At 38.4% G+C, this 16,984-nt stretch carries 13 protein-coding genes; all 13 read left to right on the forward strand.

The annotated features are described in order from the left end of the window. The first annotated feature begins 36 nt into the window (after nucleotides 1–36). The 13 genes from AUO94_RS12910 (at nucleotide 37) to manA (ending at nucleotide 16,940) form a co-directional block, all read left to right on the forward strand. Nucleotides 37–1,188 (forward strand): DegT/DnrJ/EryC1/StrS family aminotransferase, encoded by a 1,152-nt coding sequence (locus AUO94_RS12910; RefSeq protein WP_058384601.1) that lies wholly within the window; start codon nucleotides 37–39, stop codon nucleotides 1,186–1,188. Between the two features lie 17 nt (nucleotides 1,189–1,205). Continuing rightward, nucleotides 1,206–2,114 (forward strand): glucose-1-phosphate thymidylyltransferase RfbA, encoded by a 909-nt coding sequence (gene rfbA, locus AUO94_RS12915; RefSeq protein WP_062429935.1) that lies wholly within the window; start codon nucleotides 1,206–1,208, stop codon nucleotides 2,112–2,114. A gap of 13 nt (nucleotides 2,115–2,127) precedes the next feature. Continuing rightward, nucleotides 2,128–3,144 carry a dTDP-glucose 4,6-dehydratase gene (gene rfbB / locus AUO94_RS12920; RefSeq protein WP_058384602.1) on the forward strand — a complete coding sequence of 339 codons (1,017 nt, stop codon included), beginning with the start codon at nucleotides 2,128–2,130 and terminating at the stop codon, nucleotides 3,142–3,144. Between the two features lie 45 nt (nucleotides 3,145–3,189). Next, complete coding sequence (locus AUO94_RS12925; protein WP_237150123.1) at nucleotides 3,190–5,307, forward strand: protein kinase family protein; 2,118 nt, start codon at nucleotides 3,190–3,192, stop codon at nucleotides 5,305–5,307. 21 nt (nucleotides 5,308–5,328) lie between these two features. Continuing rightward, nucleotides 5,329–6,804, forward strand: a complete 1,476-nt coding sequence (locus AUO94_RS12930; protein WP_058384603.1) for an MOP flippase family protein — start codon at nucleotides 5,329–5,331, stop codon at nucleotides 6,802–6,804. 306 nt (nucleotides 6,805–7,110) lie between these two features. Further along, the gene (gene fcl, locus AUO94_RS12935; RefSeq protein ID WP_058384604.1) at nucleotides 7,111–8,061 is read left to right on the forward strand and encodes a GDP-L-fucose synthase; all 951 of its coding nucleotides are present in this window, start codon (nucleotides 7,111–7,113) and stop codon (nucleotides 8,059–8,061) included. 11 nt (nucleotides 8,062–8,072) lie between these two features. Continuing rightward, a complete protein-coding gene (gmd, locus tag AUO94_RS12940) occupies nucleotides 8,073–9,137 on the forward strand; it encodes a GDP-mannose 4,6-dehydratase (protein ID WP_058384605.1) in 1,065 nt (354 codons plus the stop codon). A 41-nt stretch (nucleotides 9,138–9,178) separates the two neighbouring features. Continuing rightward, entirely contained in the window at nucleotides 9,179–10,150 is a 972-nt protein-coding gene (locus tag AUO94_RS12945; RefSeq protein WP_058384606.1) for a glycosyltransferase family 2 protein, read from the forward strand. Between the two features lie 58 nt (nucleotides 10,151–10,208). Then, on the forward strand, nucleotides 10,209–11,585 hold the full coding sequence (locus AUO94_RS12950; RefSeq protein WP_058384607.1) for a hypothetical protein: 1,377 nt from the start codon (nucleotides 10,209–10,211) through the stop codon (nucleotides 11,583–11,585). A gap of 57 nt (nucleotides 11,586–11,642) precedes the next feature. Further along, nucleotides 11,643–12,752, forward strand: coding sequence for a glycosyltransferase family 4 protein (locus tag AUO94_RS12955; protein WP_058384608.1), 1,110 nt, complete (start codon nucleotides 11,643–11,645; stop codon nucleotides 12,750–12,752). Between the two features lie 47 nt (nucleotides 12,753–12,799). Further along, entirely contained in the window at nucleotides 12,800–14,107 is a 1,308-nt protein-coding gene (locus tag AUO94_RS12960) for a glycosyltransferase family 4 protein (protein WP_058384609.1), read from the forward strand. Nucleotides 14,108–14,543: 436 nt separating this feature from the next. Further along, nucleotides 14,544–15,929 carry a sugar phosphate nucleotidyltransferase gene (locus AUO94_RS12965; RefSeq protein ID WP_058384610.1) on the forward strand — a complete coding sequence of 462 codons (1,386 nt, stop codon included), beginning with the start codon at nucleotides 14,544–14,546 and terminating at the stop codon, nucleotides 15,927–15,929. Between the two features lie 57 nt (nucleotides 15,930–15,986). Further along, nucleotides 15,987–16,940 carry a mannose-6-phosphate isomerase, class I gene (gene manA / locus AUO94_RS12970; protein WP_058384611.1) on the forward strand — a complete coding sequence of 318 codons (954 nt, stop codon included), beginning with the start codon at nucleotides 15,987–15,989 and terminating at the stop codon, nucleotides 16,938–16,940. Nucleotides 16,941–16,984 lie beyond the last annotated feature (44 nt).

Raw genomic sequence — 16,984 nt, forward strand, 5'->3', positions numbered from 1 at the left:
AGAAAAAAGTTGGTTGACATTGAGGGAGGGAATGGAATGGCAAAAGTTTTTGAACATCCGATTTATGTGACTCGACCGTTACTGCCAGACATCACAGACGTTACAGCACGGATAAAGACCGTATGGGACAGTAAGCAATTAACGAATTTTGGTGCACAACACAATGAGTTGAGCGACAAGCTGAAAGTTTACTTAGAAGTGGATCACTTGTCTATGTTCAATAACGGTACGTTAGCGTTATTGCTCGGATTGAAAGCTTTAGCGTTAACAGGTGAAGTCATTACAACGCCATTTACATTTCCAGCAACTGTACAAGCACTAGATTGGAACAACTTGACGCCGGTATTTTGCGACATTGACCCTGTTACTTTTAATATTGATGCCGATAAAATCGAAGCCTTAATTACTGAAAAAACAAGTGCCATTTTGGGTGTTCACGTATTTGGTAATCCGTGCGATGTGGAAAAAATTCAAGCAATTGCGGATAAGCATGGGTTAAAAGTAATTTACGACGGCGCTCATGCTTTTGGATCGAAAATAAACGGGATACCGATTAGCAGTTTTGGAGATATGACCATGTTCAGTTTTCACGCGACAAAGCTGTTCAACACAATTGAAGGTGGAGCACTAGTTTATCAGGATCCTGCGCTCGTCAAAAAACTGGATTTACTGAGAAACTTTGGAATTGCTAATTCTGAAGAAGTAGTGCTGTCAGGGTTAAATGCTAAGTTGAACGAAGTCCAGGCAGGCGTTGGGCTAGAAGTTCTGAAAGTAATGGACGAAGAACGAACCAAGCGCCATGCTGTTAAAAAAGTGTATGAACAGCATTTAGCAGCTATTGAAGGCATTAGAGTCTTGACGACTCTTGAGGATAGAGCGAGCAGCTATCAGTATTTTGTTATTGAAATTGATGAGGCTAAATTTGGGAAGTCGAGAGACGATGTTCATCGCGAACTTCAAAAACACAATGTATTTGCCAGAAAGTACTTTTATCCTTTATGTAGTGATTTTGACTGGTACAGCGATTTACCGTCAGCACGACCGGAAAACTTGCCGAATGGTCAGAAGGCTGTTCAGCAAGTGCTGGCCATGCCTTATTACGGGGCATTATCAACCGATTCGGTCGCAGCGATCTGCGGCATCATCCAAGAACTTCATGTGACACAAAAAAGTCTATCTCAACTATAAGAAATGAGGGAGTTATGATGAAAGGAATAATTTTAGCTGGTGGAACGGGTACGCGTCTTTACCCGCTAACAAAATCGATTTCTAAACAAATGCTGCCTGTCTATGACAAGCCCATGATTTATTATCCACTGTCTGTTTTAATGCTTGCGGGAATTAAAGAAATTTTAATTATTTCAACACCACGAGATATTTCTGGATTTTTAAGCTTGCTCGGTAATGGACAAAAATTAGGAATTAAACTGGAATATGCAATCCAAGAAGAACCGAACGGATTGGCTGAAGCATTTACAATTGGTGAGAGTTTTATTGGGGATTCAACGGTTGCGCTCGTATTGGGCGATAACGTTTTTTATGGCTCGGATTTTGGTAGCAGGTTACAAGAGTCTGCAGAATTAACGAAAGGTAGCATTATTTTCGGCTGTCACGTAGCGGACCCGAGAGCGTATGGGGTAGTCGAAATAGATGATGAATTAAATATCGTTTCTATAGAAGAAAAACCAGAACAGCCAAAATCTTCCTATGCTATTCCAGGTCTTTATTTCTTTGACAATCAAGTTGTTGAAATCGCTAAAAGCATAACGCCTTCAGCGCGCGGAGAAAAAGAAATTACTTCTGTTGTCGATGAATACTTAAAGCGCGGGGAATTGAATGTCAATATTATGGGGCGTGGACTAGCATGGTTAGACACTGGGACGCACGAAGCTTTGCTGGAAGCTTCAAACTTTGTCGAAGCTATTCAAAAAAGACAGGGGTTATATGTCGCTTGTTTAGAAGAAATTGCTTATAGGAGAGGGTATATTAGCCAAGCGCAATTGATAGAGTTAGCGCAGCCTTTGAAAAAAACGGATTACGGGCAGTATTTATTAGATATTGCTTCTGAAAAATCGTTGTTGTCGAGAAATACATTGTTGCCCAATAACTCATAGAAGGAGCACACCTATGGAAAACCTATTAGTAACCGGTGGGGCAGGTTTTATTGGGGGGAACTTTGTCCAATATATGGCCGACAAATATCCGAATTATCATATTTACAATTTAGATGTACTAACATATGCAGGGGATTTAACAAAACATCAGAAAATCGAAAATGGAAAAAATTATAGCTTTGTTCGTCTTGATATCGCAGATCGGCAGGCAATTAGTGAACTATTTAAGCAAATAGATTTTACTTATATTGTTCATTTTGCAGCAGAAAGCCACGTAGATCGTTCGATTACAGAGCCAGAAATTTTTATCCGGACAAATGTGTTAGGCACACAAGTGTTGCTGGATGCCGCAAAACGATCAACGATCAAAAAGTTTGTCCACGTTTCGACAGATGAGGTATACGGAGAGTTAGATTTCGATCCGACAACTTTTTTTACCGAAACAACACCGTTGCAGCCAAGTAGTCCTTACAGTGCCAGTAAAGCGTCATCGGATTTATTGGTCAGAGCTTATTACGAGACTTACGGTTTGCCAGTTAACATTACGCGTTGCTCTAATAATTATGGTCCTTATCATTTTCCAGAAAAGCTAATTCCGTTAACAATTTCACGCGTATTAAATGATCAGAAAGTGCCTGTTTATGGCGATGGCAAAAATGTTCGTGACTGGTTGCACGTTCTGGATCATTGTTCAGCGATTGATTTAGTGTTGCATAGCGGGGAAATTGGCGAAGTTTACAACATCGGCGGTCACAACGAACAAACGAATTTGGAAGTGGTGCGGACGATTATTGAGACTTTAGGCAAATCACATGACTTGATCGAGTTTGTTGAAGATCGATTAGGTCACGATAAACGGTATGCAATCGATCCGACAAAAATTGAGCAATTGGGTTGGCGACCTGTTTATGACTTTGAAACAGGCATTGCCCAGACAATCGATTGGTTTATGGAAAATAAGGAATGGTGGCAACAGATCATCAGCGGGGAATACCAACAGTATTTCAACAGGCAGTATGCAAGAAAATAACAAAATGTGCATAGTCTAGTATGCCGGTGGACGAGGAGGAATGGAATGATGGCAAATCAGCCAACAATCAGCGAGTATATAACGGCTTCTTATCCGAACAAACAAGCAGTGAAAATACTGGAATACAATGCTGAAACCAGCAGTTTAAAAAAACAGCTAGCAACTTCAGGATATAAAAACTTTCTTGGAATTTGTCGACGTAAATCAAGTGATAAACAGGATCCAGAGCTGTATTATGCGACTGAAAAGACGCTAACGTATAAAAACAATGCCGAAGTATTGATTATGAACAACGCTGATTTTTTAGATTTGAAAAATGCGTTTCATTCATCAGCAAATTTAATTCTTTTCATTCCGTCTAACATTGTTGATCGTGCCAGTTTCTTGCCGCTTTGGGCTTACAAACTAGCGAGAAAGAAAAAATGGACGTTCTATTTTGAGTCCTTTATTGACGGTTTGGGAAAAACAAAAGCGACCGTTGTCTTTAAACGAGATCATCAAAAGGACAAAGAAGCCCGACAATACTTGTCACCGGAACTTGGACTTGATTCTTTTTTCAAGCTTCTCAACGAACATCAACTGGATTACGTTGTATTGCGCTGGTTTGATGAACTTCCTTTTCTAGACCTTAACGAAGATGTCGATCTGCTAGTTTCGGATAAACACATTGAAAAAGTCAGAGAACTGTTAAATGAGAAAGTCGGCATATTGCCGTTTGATATTTATAGCGTAGGAGGGCTGACAGGCAGTAACTTTAAAAATATTGCCTATTACCCACCTTATCTTGCTGAAACCATATTGGACCAAAAAAAACTGTGGAACAACAAGTATTACGTACCGTCTAACATTCATTATTTTCTTAGTCTGATGTATCACGCAGTTTATCATAAAGGTGAAAAATCAGGAATTCCAGCAAATGTAGAAGGCCGTGTTAAAAAAATGCCTCAAGATCATGATTATCCAGCAGTTCTTCAGCAACTTGCAGCTGAAACGGGTAATTCTCTTGAAGAAATTAGTTTGCCTTATTTTCATCAGTTTTTGGAGGAACAAGGCTGGGCACCTTCGACAGATACCATTCGGAAGCTTATTGGAGTCAGTGGCAATTGGTTAGAGTCTGTTATCAAGTCAAGTGAACATCATTTTGAGAAGGATGGCGAATTAATGGTTTTTGTCGTTCGGGAATGGGCAGAACAGCGGCAACTGACAGATTACATGATCGACTGGTTTGAACGTAATGGTCTATGTTTAATTCGTGCAATCAAACTCGATGATGAACAAAAAAGAAACGCTGCACAAAATTTGAGGGGAGGAAATTGGGGGCAAGGTCCATGGCCAGTTAGTGGAGGCAAGCCTTCCACTTTACTGGTCATGTATGATTATCATCCAAAACAACTCGATTCAAAAATGAAGAAAAAGTATCCGCATGTCTCAAATGAACATTACTTACTAAAAGAGCAGCTGCGCTCGGAAATTAATGGTGCATTGTCCAAAGAACAACGTGCTAATCCACTTCACAGCGCCGATGATGAAATTGAAGCGCTGGATTATATCGCTGCAGTTGCTCCTGATCTCGTAAATGAAGTTAAAGACGTCATCAATTGTTGGGATGAAGCTTATCGAACGCAGGAAAAAGTAATTGCAGACGTTTCAGAAAAAAAGCGACGCGCTAAAGTAGAGATTATTGAATATCTAGGAAATAAAGCGGTGAAGAAAACGTATAAAGCGGGTAGAGAACGATTTTTGGAACGAGAAAAATTTGTTTACGGAGAATTGAGTAAGGAGTGTGATTTTATTCCGAAGCTGCTAGACAGTGGGGAGAATTACATTATCGTTCCGTACTTGAAAACCAATCGACTGACTGAAAGTTGGCATATTAAAAAGCAAATTCTAAAACGAAAACATAAGCAGGAGATTTTTACGATAAATGAATTTTTCTACAATAAAGGCTATGCGCTAATTGACTTTCATCCCGGAAATATCTTGCTGAGCTCTGATGGATTAAAAATTATTGATTTTGAGTTTTTGTATCAATATGAACAACTCCCACCAAATGTTAATGATTCATTTGATCTGAACGGATTTCCAGAAGATTTTTCAGCAGACAAGCCTTATGGAATATTTCCAAAGCAGCGCCGGAATATGTGGAAGAAGATTTTATATTAAACGCGATTAGAGGAATGACTTATGGCGTCTTTGAAAAACCAAGCAGCAAGCAGTGTAAAACTCACTTCCATTTCCATGCTCGTAACCAGTGTCCTTCAAATCGCTCAATTGCTGATTTTAGGTAAAGTATTGGGGCCAGAAGTTTTCGGACTAATTGCGATGGTCCAAATTGTCATTCAGTTTTCTCAATTATTCCTGGAGATGGGAATAACCGATGCTATTATTCAGAAAGAAAAAATCACCAAAATTGAGTTATCAAGTTTGTATTGGTTTTCTATTTTTGTTGGACTGGTGCTATTTATTGTCTTGTTGCTTGCGGCTCCTTTAATTGCAGGGTTGTTTGATCAACCGAGCTTAACGTCGATGATTCAAGTAGTGGGCATTAGCTTTCTCATTTTACCGTTTGGATTACAATTCCAAACACTTGCCACAAAAAAGTTGGAGTTTCTGCAAATTACAAAAAATGAAATTTTAGCAACAACTACTGGTGTGATGCTGACTATTTGTTTGGCTATTTTTACAAATCTTGGTCCGTGGTCTTTAGTCTATGGCCACATCGTTATGTCAGTGTTTAGGAGTGTTCCATGGGTAATTGAAGGATACCGAAATCCAGAAACGAGACCACAATGGCTATTTTCTTGGGCTGCTATTAAAGGATTTGTCGCATTTGGTATGTATCGTCTAGGATCGACCAGCATCAATTATTTCACGACGAAAATTGATCAAATGATTGTCGGCATTGTTCTTGGTTCAGCGGCACTTGGTTATTACAGCATGGCTATGAACCTAATTATGCAGCCGGTTCAGAAATTAAATTCCATGATTAATCGGGTAGCCTTTCCGGTGTTTTCGAAAATTCAGCTGGATAAAAGCAAGTTGCGTAGAACCTATTTATTCATAACCCATATGTTAACGAGCTTTAATGCACCGTTATTGGCAGGAGTAGTAGTGTTAGCACCGTATGCAGTTCCAGTAGTGCTTGGAGATGACTGGAAACAAAGCACAGTCATTATTCAAATCCTTTGTCTATATGCTTTGTTCAAAGCTTTGGGTAATCCAAGTGGCAGCTTATTTATTGCAGTGGGGAAAGTAAGGTGGAGCTTTTACTGGCAACTGGTTCAATTAGCGATTATTCCAATTGTTGTCTTTTTCGCCGGTTTATCAGGAAGTGTCGTTATTGTTGCCTTAGCGGTTGGTATACTCAGACTGGTTTTATTTTATGTCAGTTATTTTGTCAGGATTCGTCAAATTATTGGTGATAGTTTAAGTGAACTAAATAGAGCAATTGCTAAGCCGGTCATTCACTCAGTTATTATGTTAGCGCCTTTGTATATCATAAATACTCAGCTAACGAAAGTTGGGCCACTTGGTATTATGACGATCGATGTCATTATCGGAATGTTAATTTACAGCTTGTTAGTATTCTTAAATCAACGTGAGCTAGTAATAGAAGTAAAGAGTTTTTTTCAAAAAAGAACAGCGATTAAAGAAGGGTGAGAAAATACGGCAAACAGCTGGGGGAGACGAGTCTAATCGCTATGCATGAAAAAAGTTTTAGCAGATTGGTTGAAAGTTTGTTGTTAAAATAAAAGAGAATTCATATTAATTATTAAATAGTCTAAATAATCTGTAATATTTAGGTTATTATGTGTTAGAATAAGAAAATAAAATTAATTAGTAAGTATATAGTCTTGGGTACAAAGGTTTTATAGTTATTAATTATCCTTTTTCTGAGGAACATGTAATAAATTCCAGCATCCATGAACTCATAATGGCATAGGCTGAAAAAAAGGTGGGGTACTTATGAAGTTAGATTCAAAAATTTATGTAGCTGGACATCGGGGCCTTGTAGGCTCTGCAATTGTGAGAAACCTACAGAAAAATGGGTATACGAATCTCGTATTTCGGACTAGCCAAGAATTGGATTTGACAAAAGCCGGTCAGGTTAGCGCATTCTTTCAAAAAGAGCGACCTGACTATGTATTTTTAGCTGCTGCAAAGGTAGGTGGCATTGTTGCCAATAACGATTATCCAGCAGATTTTATTCGAGATAATTTAATGATTCAAACAAATGTGATTGATACAGCTTACCAAAATAATGTGAAAAAACTACTATTTCTAGGCAGTACGTGCATTTATCCGAGGCTAGCAACACAGCCAATGAGAGAAGACTCGTTGTTGACGGGGGAACTTGAGCCGACGAATGAGCCTTACGCGATTGCCAAAATTGCCGGTATTAAAATGTGCCAATCCTACAACCGTCAATACGGCACTGATTTTATTTCGATTATGCCAACAAATTTGTATGGACCAAATGATAATTTCGATTTAACGAGTTCCCATGTTCTACCCGCATTAATTCGGAAATTTCATGAGGCGAAAATGAATCACATAACAACTGTAGAGGTATGGGGAACGGGAGCGCCAAAACGAGAATTTCTTTACTCAGATGATTTGGCTGATGCTGCGGTTTACTTGATGAATACTTACAGCGGCAATGATTTGGTCAATATCGGAATGGGGAAAGATATTTCGATTAAAGAGTTGGCAGAGAAAATTGGGGAAACGGTTGGGTACCAAGGAGAAATCGTCTTTAATACATCAAAACCTGATGGAGCTCCGCGCAAATTAGTAGATGTTAGTCGTCTAAAAAGCCTCGGATGGGAAGCGGGAATTTCGTTAGATGATGGCTTAGAGTTAGCTTATAAATGGTTTTTAGAACATGTAGAAAAAAATACAACCATAACCACTTGAGGGGGAAAATCATGAAAAAGGCATTGATTACAGGAGTTAACGGGCAAGACGGTTCGTTTCTATCAGATTTCTTACTAGACAAAGGTTATGAAGTCCATGGCATTATTCGTAGAAGTTCTAGTTTTAATACGGGACGTATTGAACACTTATATATTGAAGAACTAAAGTCGAGTGAGAATTTTTATATTCATTACGGGGACATGACCGATACATCTAATATTATTCGGTTAATTAGCGAAATTAAACCAGATGAAATTTACAATTTAGCAGCAATGTCTCATGTAAAAGTATCCTTTGAGACGCCTGAATATACAGCAGATGTGGATGGCATTGGAACTTTACGTATTTTAGAAGCAGTACGTATTTTAGGGCTAGAGAAAAAAACGCGAATTTACCAAGCTTCTACCTCAGAACTTTACGGCAAAGTGCAAGAAGTTCCACAAAAGGAAACGACGCCATTTTATCCTCGTTCTCCTTACGGTGTGGCGAAACTTTATGGCTACTGGATTACGAAAAACTATCGTGAATCTTATGATATGTTCGCAGTCAATGGCATTCTGTTCAACCACGAATCAGAGCGTCGTGGTGAAACCTTCGTAACGCGAAAAATTACGATGGCAGTCGCACGCATCGCCAGTGGCAAACAAGACAAACTGTTGCTTGGTAACCTGGATGCTAGGCGGGACTGGGGTTATGCTAAGGATTATGTGGAATGCATGTGGCTAATTTTACAGCATGAGACGCCTGAAGATTTTGTCATTGCGACAGGAGAAATGCATACAGTTCGTGAATTTGCGACGCTTGCTTTTAAACATGCAGGAATTGAAATTGAATGGCAAGGAGAAGGAATTGACGAAAAAGGCATCAATGCAAAAACAGGAGACGTTGTGCTGGAAGTCAATCCCGAATATTTCAGGTTGTCAGAAGTTGAGCAACTAATGGGAGACCCTTCAAAAGCGAAAAAACTACTTGGGTGGAATCCAACTGCGACGTCATTTGAAGAACTTGTAGAAATCATGGTCACGCACGACTGCAATTTGTTGAAAGAAGAAAGAACTACGATCGTTGAGTATTAGTCGAAGGGAAGTTCCTTATCCGAGTGGGGGGATCGAATGTAATGATGGCTTCAAATGATAAAGTTAGCGTTATTATTCCGACGTATAATCGTTCAGCGTTGCTGAAAAAAGCAGTGAAAAGTTTAGAAAACCAAAGTCATCAGAACTTGGAAATCATTATTATTGATGATTTTTCGACAGATGATACAGCAGAAGTCGTAGAGAAGATGGCGGATGAACGAATTATTTATCTTAAACATAGTAAGAACAAAGGGGGATCGGAAGCTAGAAACACTGGGATCAAACGAGCCACAGGAGATTATATTGGCTTTTTAGATTCAGACGATCAATGGCTTCCGAAAAAGTTGGAAAAACAACTAAAACAATTTCAAGGAAAACCGAATGTAGGTGTAATCTACACGGGAGTTCAAGTAGTGGACGAAAACAATCAATCTACTCGTAAAATAATTCCTGAGTTTCGAGGTGATATATTAGCCAAATTGTTTGAATTTAATTATATTGACACGACTTCTTCTGTATTAGTGAGAAAAGACATATTAGATCAGACGGAAGGTTTCGATTCTAGTTTGCCCAGTTGCCAGGACTGGGATTTGTACATAAGACTAGCGCAAATCACTGAGTTTGATTTTGTTAAAGAAAGTCTTGTGCTGTTTTATCATCACAGTGGTGAACGCATCACAACGAATGTAAATTCGGTGCTCAGTGGTCATTTGAGTATTTTTGAAAAGTACAGAGAGTTAGCGGGAAAACAACGCAAAGCCACTTTTCATCGTTTTGCTTTAACCATTTGGAAAGTTATTTTCAGAGCTGGCATTACGGATCAAAACAAAGAAACGATAAAGCTGTCTAGAAATATATTGATAGAAGCGTTCAAAAATAATCGAATGTCATTAAAGTTTCTCTTCTATTATATTTCTACTTTTTTAAATTTGAAGATTTTAGTCTATCTCTATACACAATCCAAAAAAACCAATAAAAAATCTCATCTTCTATCCGTGGATGCACCTTCTTGAAATAGGTAGGTAAAAATTGGGTTGTCGCTAAGGGAATCATAAATAAAGGGATGAGACGATGGAAAAGCATATTGAGGCCGATGATCGATTTGAAAAAGTCCTGTTTATCATCGTTAATTTAATAACTGGGATTTCAGTGATTTATTATTTACTTCACTTAGGCCAGACTTTCAATAGTGAAGATCCATGGAACCTGTTCATTTTGCTTATTTTTTCTCTTAAATTAGTTATGGACATCTACATCTTCAAAATAGGTTTTGCTTCTTTTTCGTTAGTGCTGCTGTTTTTACCCATTATTAGCATACTGGGCTTTGCACCGATAGGAGAAGTGCAAGCATTATTCAATGACCGCACTCACCTCATTGAAAAACACTTTTATACACTGGCATTTAGTGCGCTGTTTTTCTACTACATTTGGTCGATACTGCTGTGGATGACCAATAAAACCTATAGCAATTACGATGCTAAAATTTTGTCCTATTATTCAGGGACGGTTCATAGTTTATTGGCGACATGGGTGTTCAGTGCATTAGCTATCGTCTCTTCTATTATCTACTTACCTGATCTGCCAGGCTTAGCCTATAAGGATTTGTCGCCTAGCTTATTGCCGGGAAATGCTTGGAATTCTGTTGTCGTAATTTCCTATTTCTTTGTGCTAATGGGTGTTAAAGGCAGTGCTATTCGAAAATTCGCGTTATTATTTGTGCCGTTTTGGTTGTTATCGCATTATGCGAGAGTTGATATTTTAGGGTTGTTGCTCATTCTGTATATGTTGTTAACTGCAACTAAAAAGCTGGATGTGGTGAAGTCAAAATTTTCCTTTAAGAAAGCAGCATTGATTGCAGGAGGATTGCTGGTGTTTTCTTATTTGGGTTTGGTTAGGCATTCGGGACTCATTTTTGATGTAGAAGCAATTGTGGATTCTGTATCAATTCTCATTAATTACCCGACGGTTCAAGATTTGGTTTATTCAACAGCGGCTGCCATTGAGGTCACTCAAAGCTATGGCAATTACTATACGCTCATCGATTACATCCCTCAGCTCATTCCGTCTTTTTTTGGAATTGAAGCCCAGAGTCCGCAAGCGGCTCATCTCGTTGCTTCGCTGATTCATACAAATTATGGCTTGTTTGTATATGGTGAATTTTACTTAAATTACGAAGTCCTTGGACTGATTGCAGCGCCATTTGTTACGTATGCCGTTATTTTCATACCAGCCTTTATACTAAAAAAACTGTTTGGGAAATTTGGTTTGGCGCTAGGCTATTACTGGATTGTGCTAACCATTGCGCGCGTATTTTGGTATGGTTTTATTTATTTCATTAAGCCGTTAGTCATTATCTTACCTATTTTTATTCTTATTTATTTTATTATTTCATCGTTCGAAAAAGAATTAGTAGACAAACCTACGTTAAACTCTACTGATCCTCATTAGCATTTGATACACATGAATAGCGGGCAAGCAGAGCTTAGTTCGAGGAGGGGATTTAGAATGACTAGAACAAAAAAAAGGGATTTAATTTTTGTTGGACCTTTGCCACCTCCGATATTAGGAGAGAGTATCGCTCTTCAATCTTTATACAATTCTGATAGGCTGCACAGGCAGTATAAAGTGAAAAAAATCAATTTAAGTCGCAAAGATTTTGAACATCCTGGCGCCCTTTCTTTTGATAAATTGTTTCACGATTCTTTTGCCATTGGCTATTCGATCTTGCTGTCCCTTCGGATGAAAAATCCGATTTTGTATATTTCAATTTCACAAACAAAAATGGGACTTTTACGAGATTGTGTAATGATTCAAGCCTGTAAAGTAGTAGGACGCGGCAAAGTAGTGAGTCATTTGCATGGGAACAATTTAGGTGGGACGATTGACGCAACTTCTGGAATCACAGAAAAATTTGTTGTCAATACGCTGAAAAAAATTGATGTCGGCATTGTGTTAGGTGAAAAATTGTCAACTAATTATCGCGGTTATGTCGATCGCATTGAAGTAGTATCTAACGGCATACCTGCAGACTTCATCTTAAAAAATGAAGTGGGTCAAGCGAAGAAGAGCGGACCACTTTCTCTCTTGTATTTAAGTAATCTGATGTTCGAAAAAGGCTATGTCGAACTAATCAAAGCAACGACTGCTTTGATCAAAGAAGGCCATAATCTTCGGTTAAACTTAGTTGGTGGAATTCAAAACGAAAGTGAATTTCAAGAAGTACAACGCTATATTGCGACAAATGAGATGGAGCAGCATATTCAATACCATGGTCTCAAGCAAGGAGAAGAGAAAAAACGCTTTTTCCTAGAATCAGATATGATGGCTCTGCCAACTAAATACAAAGTAGAAGGTCAGCCGATGTCCATTATCGAAGGGATGGCCGCTGGATTGCCGATTATTTCTTCAGACCGGGGAATCATCGCAGAATTGATCAAAGACTGCGGAGTTGTCGTTGAACCGACAGTTGAAGGCGTCAAAACTGCGATCAAAGCTTTGGTATCTGATGATGCAGAACGTATGCGCCTTGGGAGGGTGAGCCGAGAAACATTTGAAGAATTTTATACGGAAGACAAATACACTGATTCTGTAGTTGCCATTTTTGACAAACTTTAAATGGAGACGGCTTTTTTTTGCATGCTCTCTGGAAAAGGAAGTGCCATATGCTACGTAAAAAGAAAATTACTTTTGTAATTAATTATTTTTATCCGGAATTAGCTGCGACCAGTCAGTTGATGACAGAGCTGACTGGGTATCTTCAAAAAGATTTTACGATTACGGTAATTGCAGCGCAGCCAGGGTATGCCGGCGAAAATCATCAAAGCAAAAAACTCTTTGAAGAAGGATATGTAGAATCGATTAAAGTAGTTCGCATTAAACTACCCGAGGTGAATAAAAACTCGAAAGTTAGTCGATTAAAGTATATTTCTTCTTACTTTTTCTTAGCCAATATTGCTTTATTGAAAGAAAAAGGAACCGATGTCATCTTCACGATTTCTCAGCCCCCTGTATTAGGTGGATTGATCGGCACTATTGGTAAGTTGTTGAAACGTTCGAAGCATGTTTATAGTATTCATGACTTTAATCCCGAACAAGCTCAGGCAGTAGCCTATACTAACAATCAGTCCGTTTTTAAAATCGCGAAAATAATCGATAAACTAAATTGCAGTTACGCAGACCAAGTGCTGGTCGTCGGTGAGGACATGGCGGAAACCTTGAGAGGCCGTTTTGAAGATGAGACAGTGCCAAATTATACCGTTATTAGCAATTGGACAGATGAAGATGCTATTGTGCCAATTGAAAAAAGCGAGCCTGCGATACGTGGATTTTTGGAGACGCATGGCTTAAAGGACAAGTTTATTGTCATGTACTCAGGAAATCTAGGGCTCTACTACGACCTAGAGAACTTGATTCAAGTGGCGGACAAATTTAGGGAGCAGCCTGATATTGTCTTCTTATTTATCGGAGAAGGCGCTGTAAAAGAGCGGATTCAACGATATGTAACTGAAAAAAATCTAGAAAACGTGAAGTTTTTGCCTTATCAACCGAAAGAATTTCTCAAGTATTCATTGAATTCGGCGGATGTTCATTTAGTTGTCAATCAAAAAGGCATTAAAGGTGTTTCTGTGCCAAGTAAAATTTATGGGGTTATGGCAGCAGGAAAGCCAGTTCTCGGTGTTTTGGAACAAGGAAGCGAAGTGCAACGTTTGATTTTTGAAAGTGGAGCAGGAGTGGTCATTGAACCGCAAAATTATGAGGGTGTTATTCACGCTATTCATTATTTGCATAGCTTAGATCCAAGGGAACTAAAAGCGATGGGCTTAAAAGGTCGTGCTTATCTTGAGGAAAATTTAACGAGAGCTACCTCTATCAACAAATATCGTCAAGTACTCCAGGCAGTGGCAGACAACTCACCGCTTGAACATTCTTTTCAACCAAAACAATATAAAGAAGTTGTCCACAAAAAATAATTACAGTTTTAAAAAACCACTTCTGAGAAATCAAATGATTTCTCAGAAGTGGTTTTTTAATGTGGATTTTTGATAAGCAAACAAGTAAATTGCAAACACGTGATGTCTAGATAACTAACAAACTAAAAAATGCCTTTAATTTCTAAAAAAAAGAATAATAAAACAACTTAGAAAGCTTGATTTAATAGCATTCGGGATATTAAATAGGTAAATATATCTGATATTTCTAATTTATTAGAAAATTACATTGAAATATTAGGTATTTATATATATAATAGGGTCATGCCTTACTAGAAAGATTGAAAATAGTGGTTACTTAGTTTTGCTTTAGGATAAAAATTACCTATGTAATTTTTATGAGTTCATTATTTTAGTTGTTAAATAAGTATAAAGGACTATTTTTTATGGAGTTGGATAGAGAGAAGGAGGACTTACTATGAGATTAGTTTTGTTATCAGGAGGATCAGGAAAACGCTTGTGGCCGCTTTCTAATGATGCACGGTCAAAGCAGTTTCTTAAAGTATTGAGTGATGAAGATGGCAATAAAGTTTCTATGGTTCAGCGGGTTTGGAAACAAATCGAGCAAACAGGAATGGCTGAAAACTCCATTATCGCTACGAGTAGCTCACAAATAGATATGATCAAAACACAATTGGGGCAAGAGGTTCATGTCGTTACTGAACCAGAGAGAAGAGATACATTTCCAGCAATCGCTCTTGCAGCTGTTTATCTCTATTCTGTCCAGAAGTGCGGATTGGATGAAGTGGTAGGAATGCTGCCAGTGGATCCTTATGTTGAGAATCGATTTTTTAATCGTGTTCAGGATCTGGAAAAAGCATTGCTTGAGTCTGGTGCAGATTTAGCATTAATGGGAGTGAAACCAACGTACCCTTCTGCAAAATACGGTTACATTATCCCAAAAAATCAAGAAGATAATTCCTATTTGACAGTAGATTACTTTAAAGAAAAGCCAACTGAGCAGCAAGCGGAAGAGTTAATCGAACAACATGCTTTATGGAATTGTGGAGTATTCGCCTTTAAATTGGGCTATATCATAGAGCTGTTAAAAGAAAGAGGAATGCCAATCGAGTACGCTCAACTGCTGAGAAACTATCACCGTCTTCCAAAAAACAGCTTTGACTATGAAGTTGTTGAACGTACAGCTCATATTGTGTCGCTGCCCTATGATGGGTATTGGAAGGATTTGGGTACTTGGAATACGTTGACAGATGAAATGGCAGTCCAAATAACAGGCAAAGGAGTTATTGGCAAAGGAGTAGAAAATTCTCATATTGTCAATGAACTTGACATCCCAATCACTTTGCTTGGATTAAGTAACGTTGTTGTAGCAGCAAGTCCAGATGGGATTTTGGTGACAGATAAAGACGCTAGTACGAAAGTAAAAGAATATGTAGAAGGCTTTAACAGCCGTCCGATGTACGAAGAGCGACGGTGGGGGTGGTACCGTGTATTGGAATATACGCGGTATGCAGAAGGTAATGAAGTATTGATCAAGCGGCTGGGCATAAATGCAGGGAAAAATCTTAGCTATCAAATGCATTATAAACGCAGTGAAGTGTGGACCATTGTTAAAGGAGAAGGGATTTTTGTTTTTAATGATCAATTAAGCCATGTCAGAACGGGCGATGTCATTCACATTCCTTTAGGTGCTAAGCATACATTAAAGGCCACAACCAATATGGAAATTATCGAAGTTCAAACTGGTAGTGAACTGATTGAAGAAGACATTTTCCGTACTTCGCATGAATGGGAAGAAATTGAAGAAATTTGCAAAGAGAAGTTAATCGCTCGCTATGGATAATGTAAGAAAATTTTTAAGTATAAGTGACTTGCTATTTCCATGATGGGAGGAGATCTCATGTATAAGGAACCGGTTTTTTTAAAACCGATTTTTCAAGAAAGAATTTGGGGTGGAGGCAAACTGCAGGAATTGTTTAATTACGATATTCCTTCGCAGACGACAGGAGAAGCATGGGTCATATCTGCTCATGAAAATGGACCGTCTATTGTCATGAATGGTGAACTGCAAGGAATGAGCCTATCGGAAGTATGGTGGAATTACCCACAGTTATTCGGTTCAAGAGTCACCGATAGTGAGTTTCCGTTACTCGTAAAAATTCTCGATGCAAATGACCAGTTGTCTGTCCAGGTACATCCCAATGATCAATACGCTAAAGAGCTTGTTGACAAGCCTAGTGGAAAAACAGAATGTTGGTATATTTTGGATTGTGAAGAAGATGCCGAAATTATTATTGGGCATCAAGCGCAATCGAGAGAAGAGTTTCAGCGGCTAATGATCAAAGGAGAATGGGGAAAGTTGTTTCAAAGTCTCAAAGTGAAAAAAGGAGATTTTGTGTATGTTCCGAGTGGGACGCTGCATTCGATTGGTAAAGGCATTGTGATTTTGGAGACACAACAAAGTTCTGATATTACATTTCGTCTCTATGATTATGACCGTATCGATCAACAAGGAAAAAAACGGGAATTACATTTGGAACAAGCATTGGCTGTGATGACTTGTCCACATAGGCAAGTCATACAAGACAATTTAAAAGAACAACTAACAGATCTAGAGTCTACTCGCTTAATTGAAGGAGAATTCTTTACGGTTTATCATTGGAAGCTTGGTGGAAAGGTCGAAGTCCCATTAACGACTCGTTTTCTACTAGTCAGTGTTATCAATGGTACAGGTCAAATTGTAACTGAGGAAAGTGTTTCCACAGTAAAAAAAGGTGATAACTTTATTGTGCCAGCGACTATCGGTAATTATTTTATTGATGGAAATCTAGAGATGATCGTATCTCATACTTAAACACAATTGCAATTATCTTAATATTTAAAAGTAACTGAAAATAA

Source organism: Planococcus kocurii (genome assembly GCF_001465835.2).
Taxonomy (GTDB): domain Bacteria; phylum Bacillota; class Bacilli; order Bacillales_A; family Planococcaceae; genus Planococcus; species Planococcus kocurii.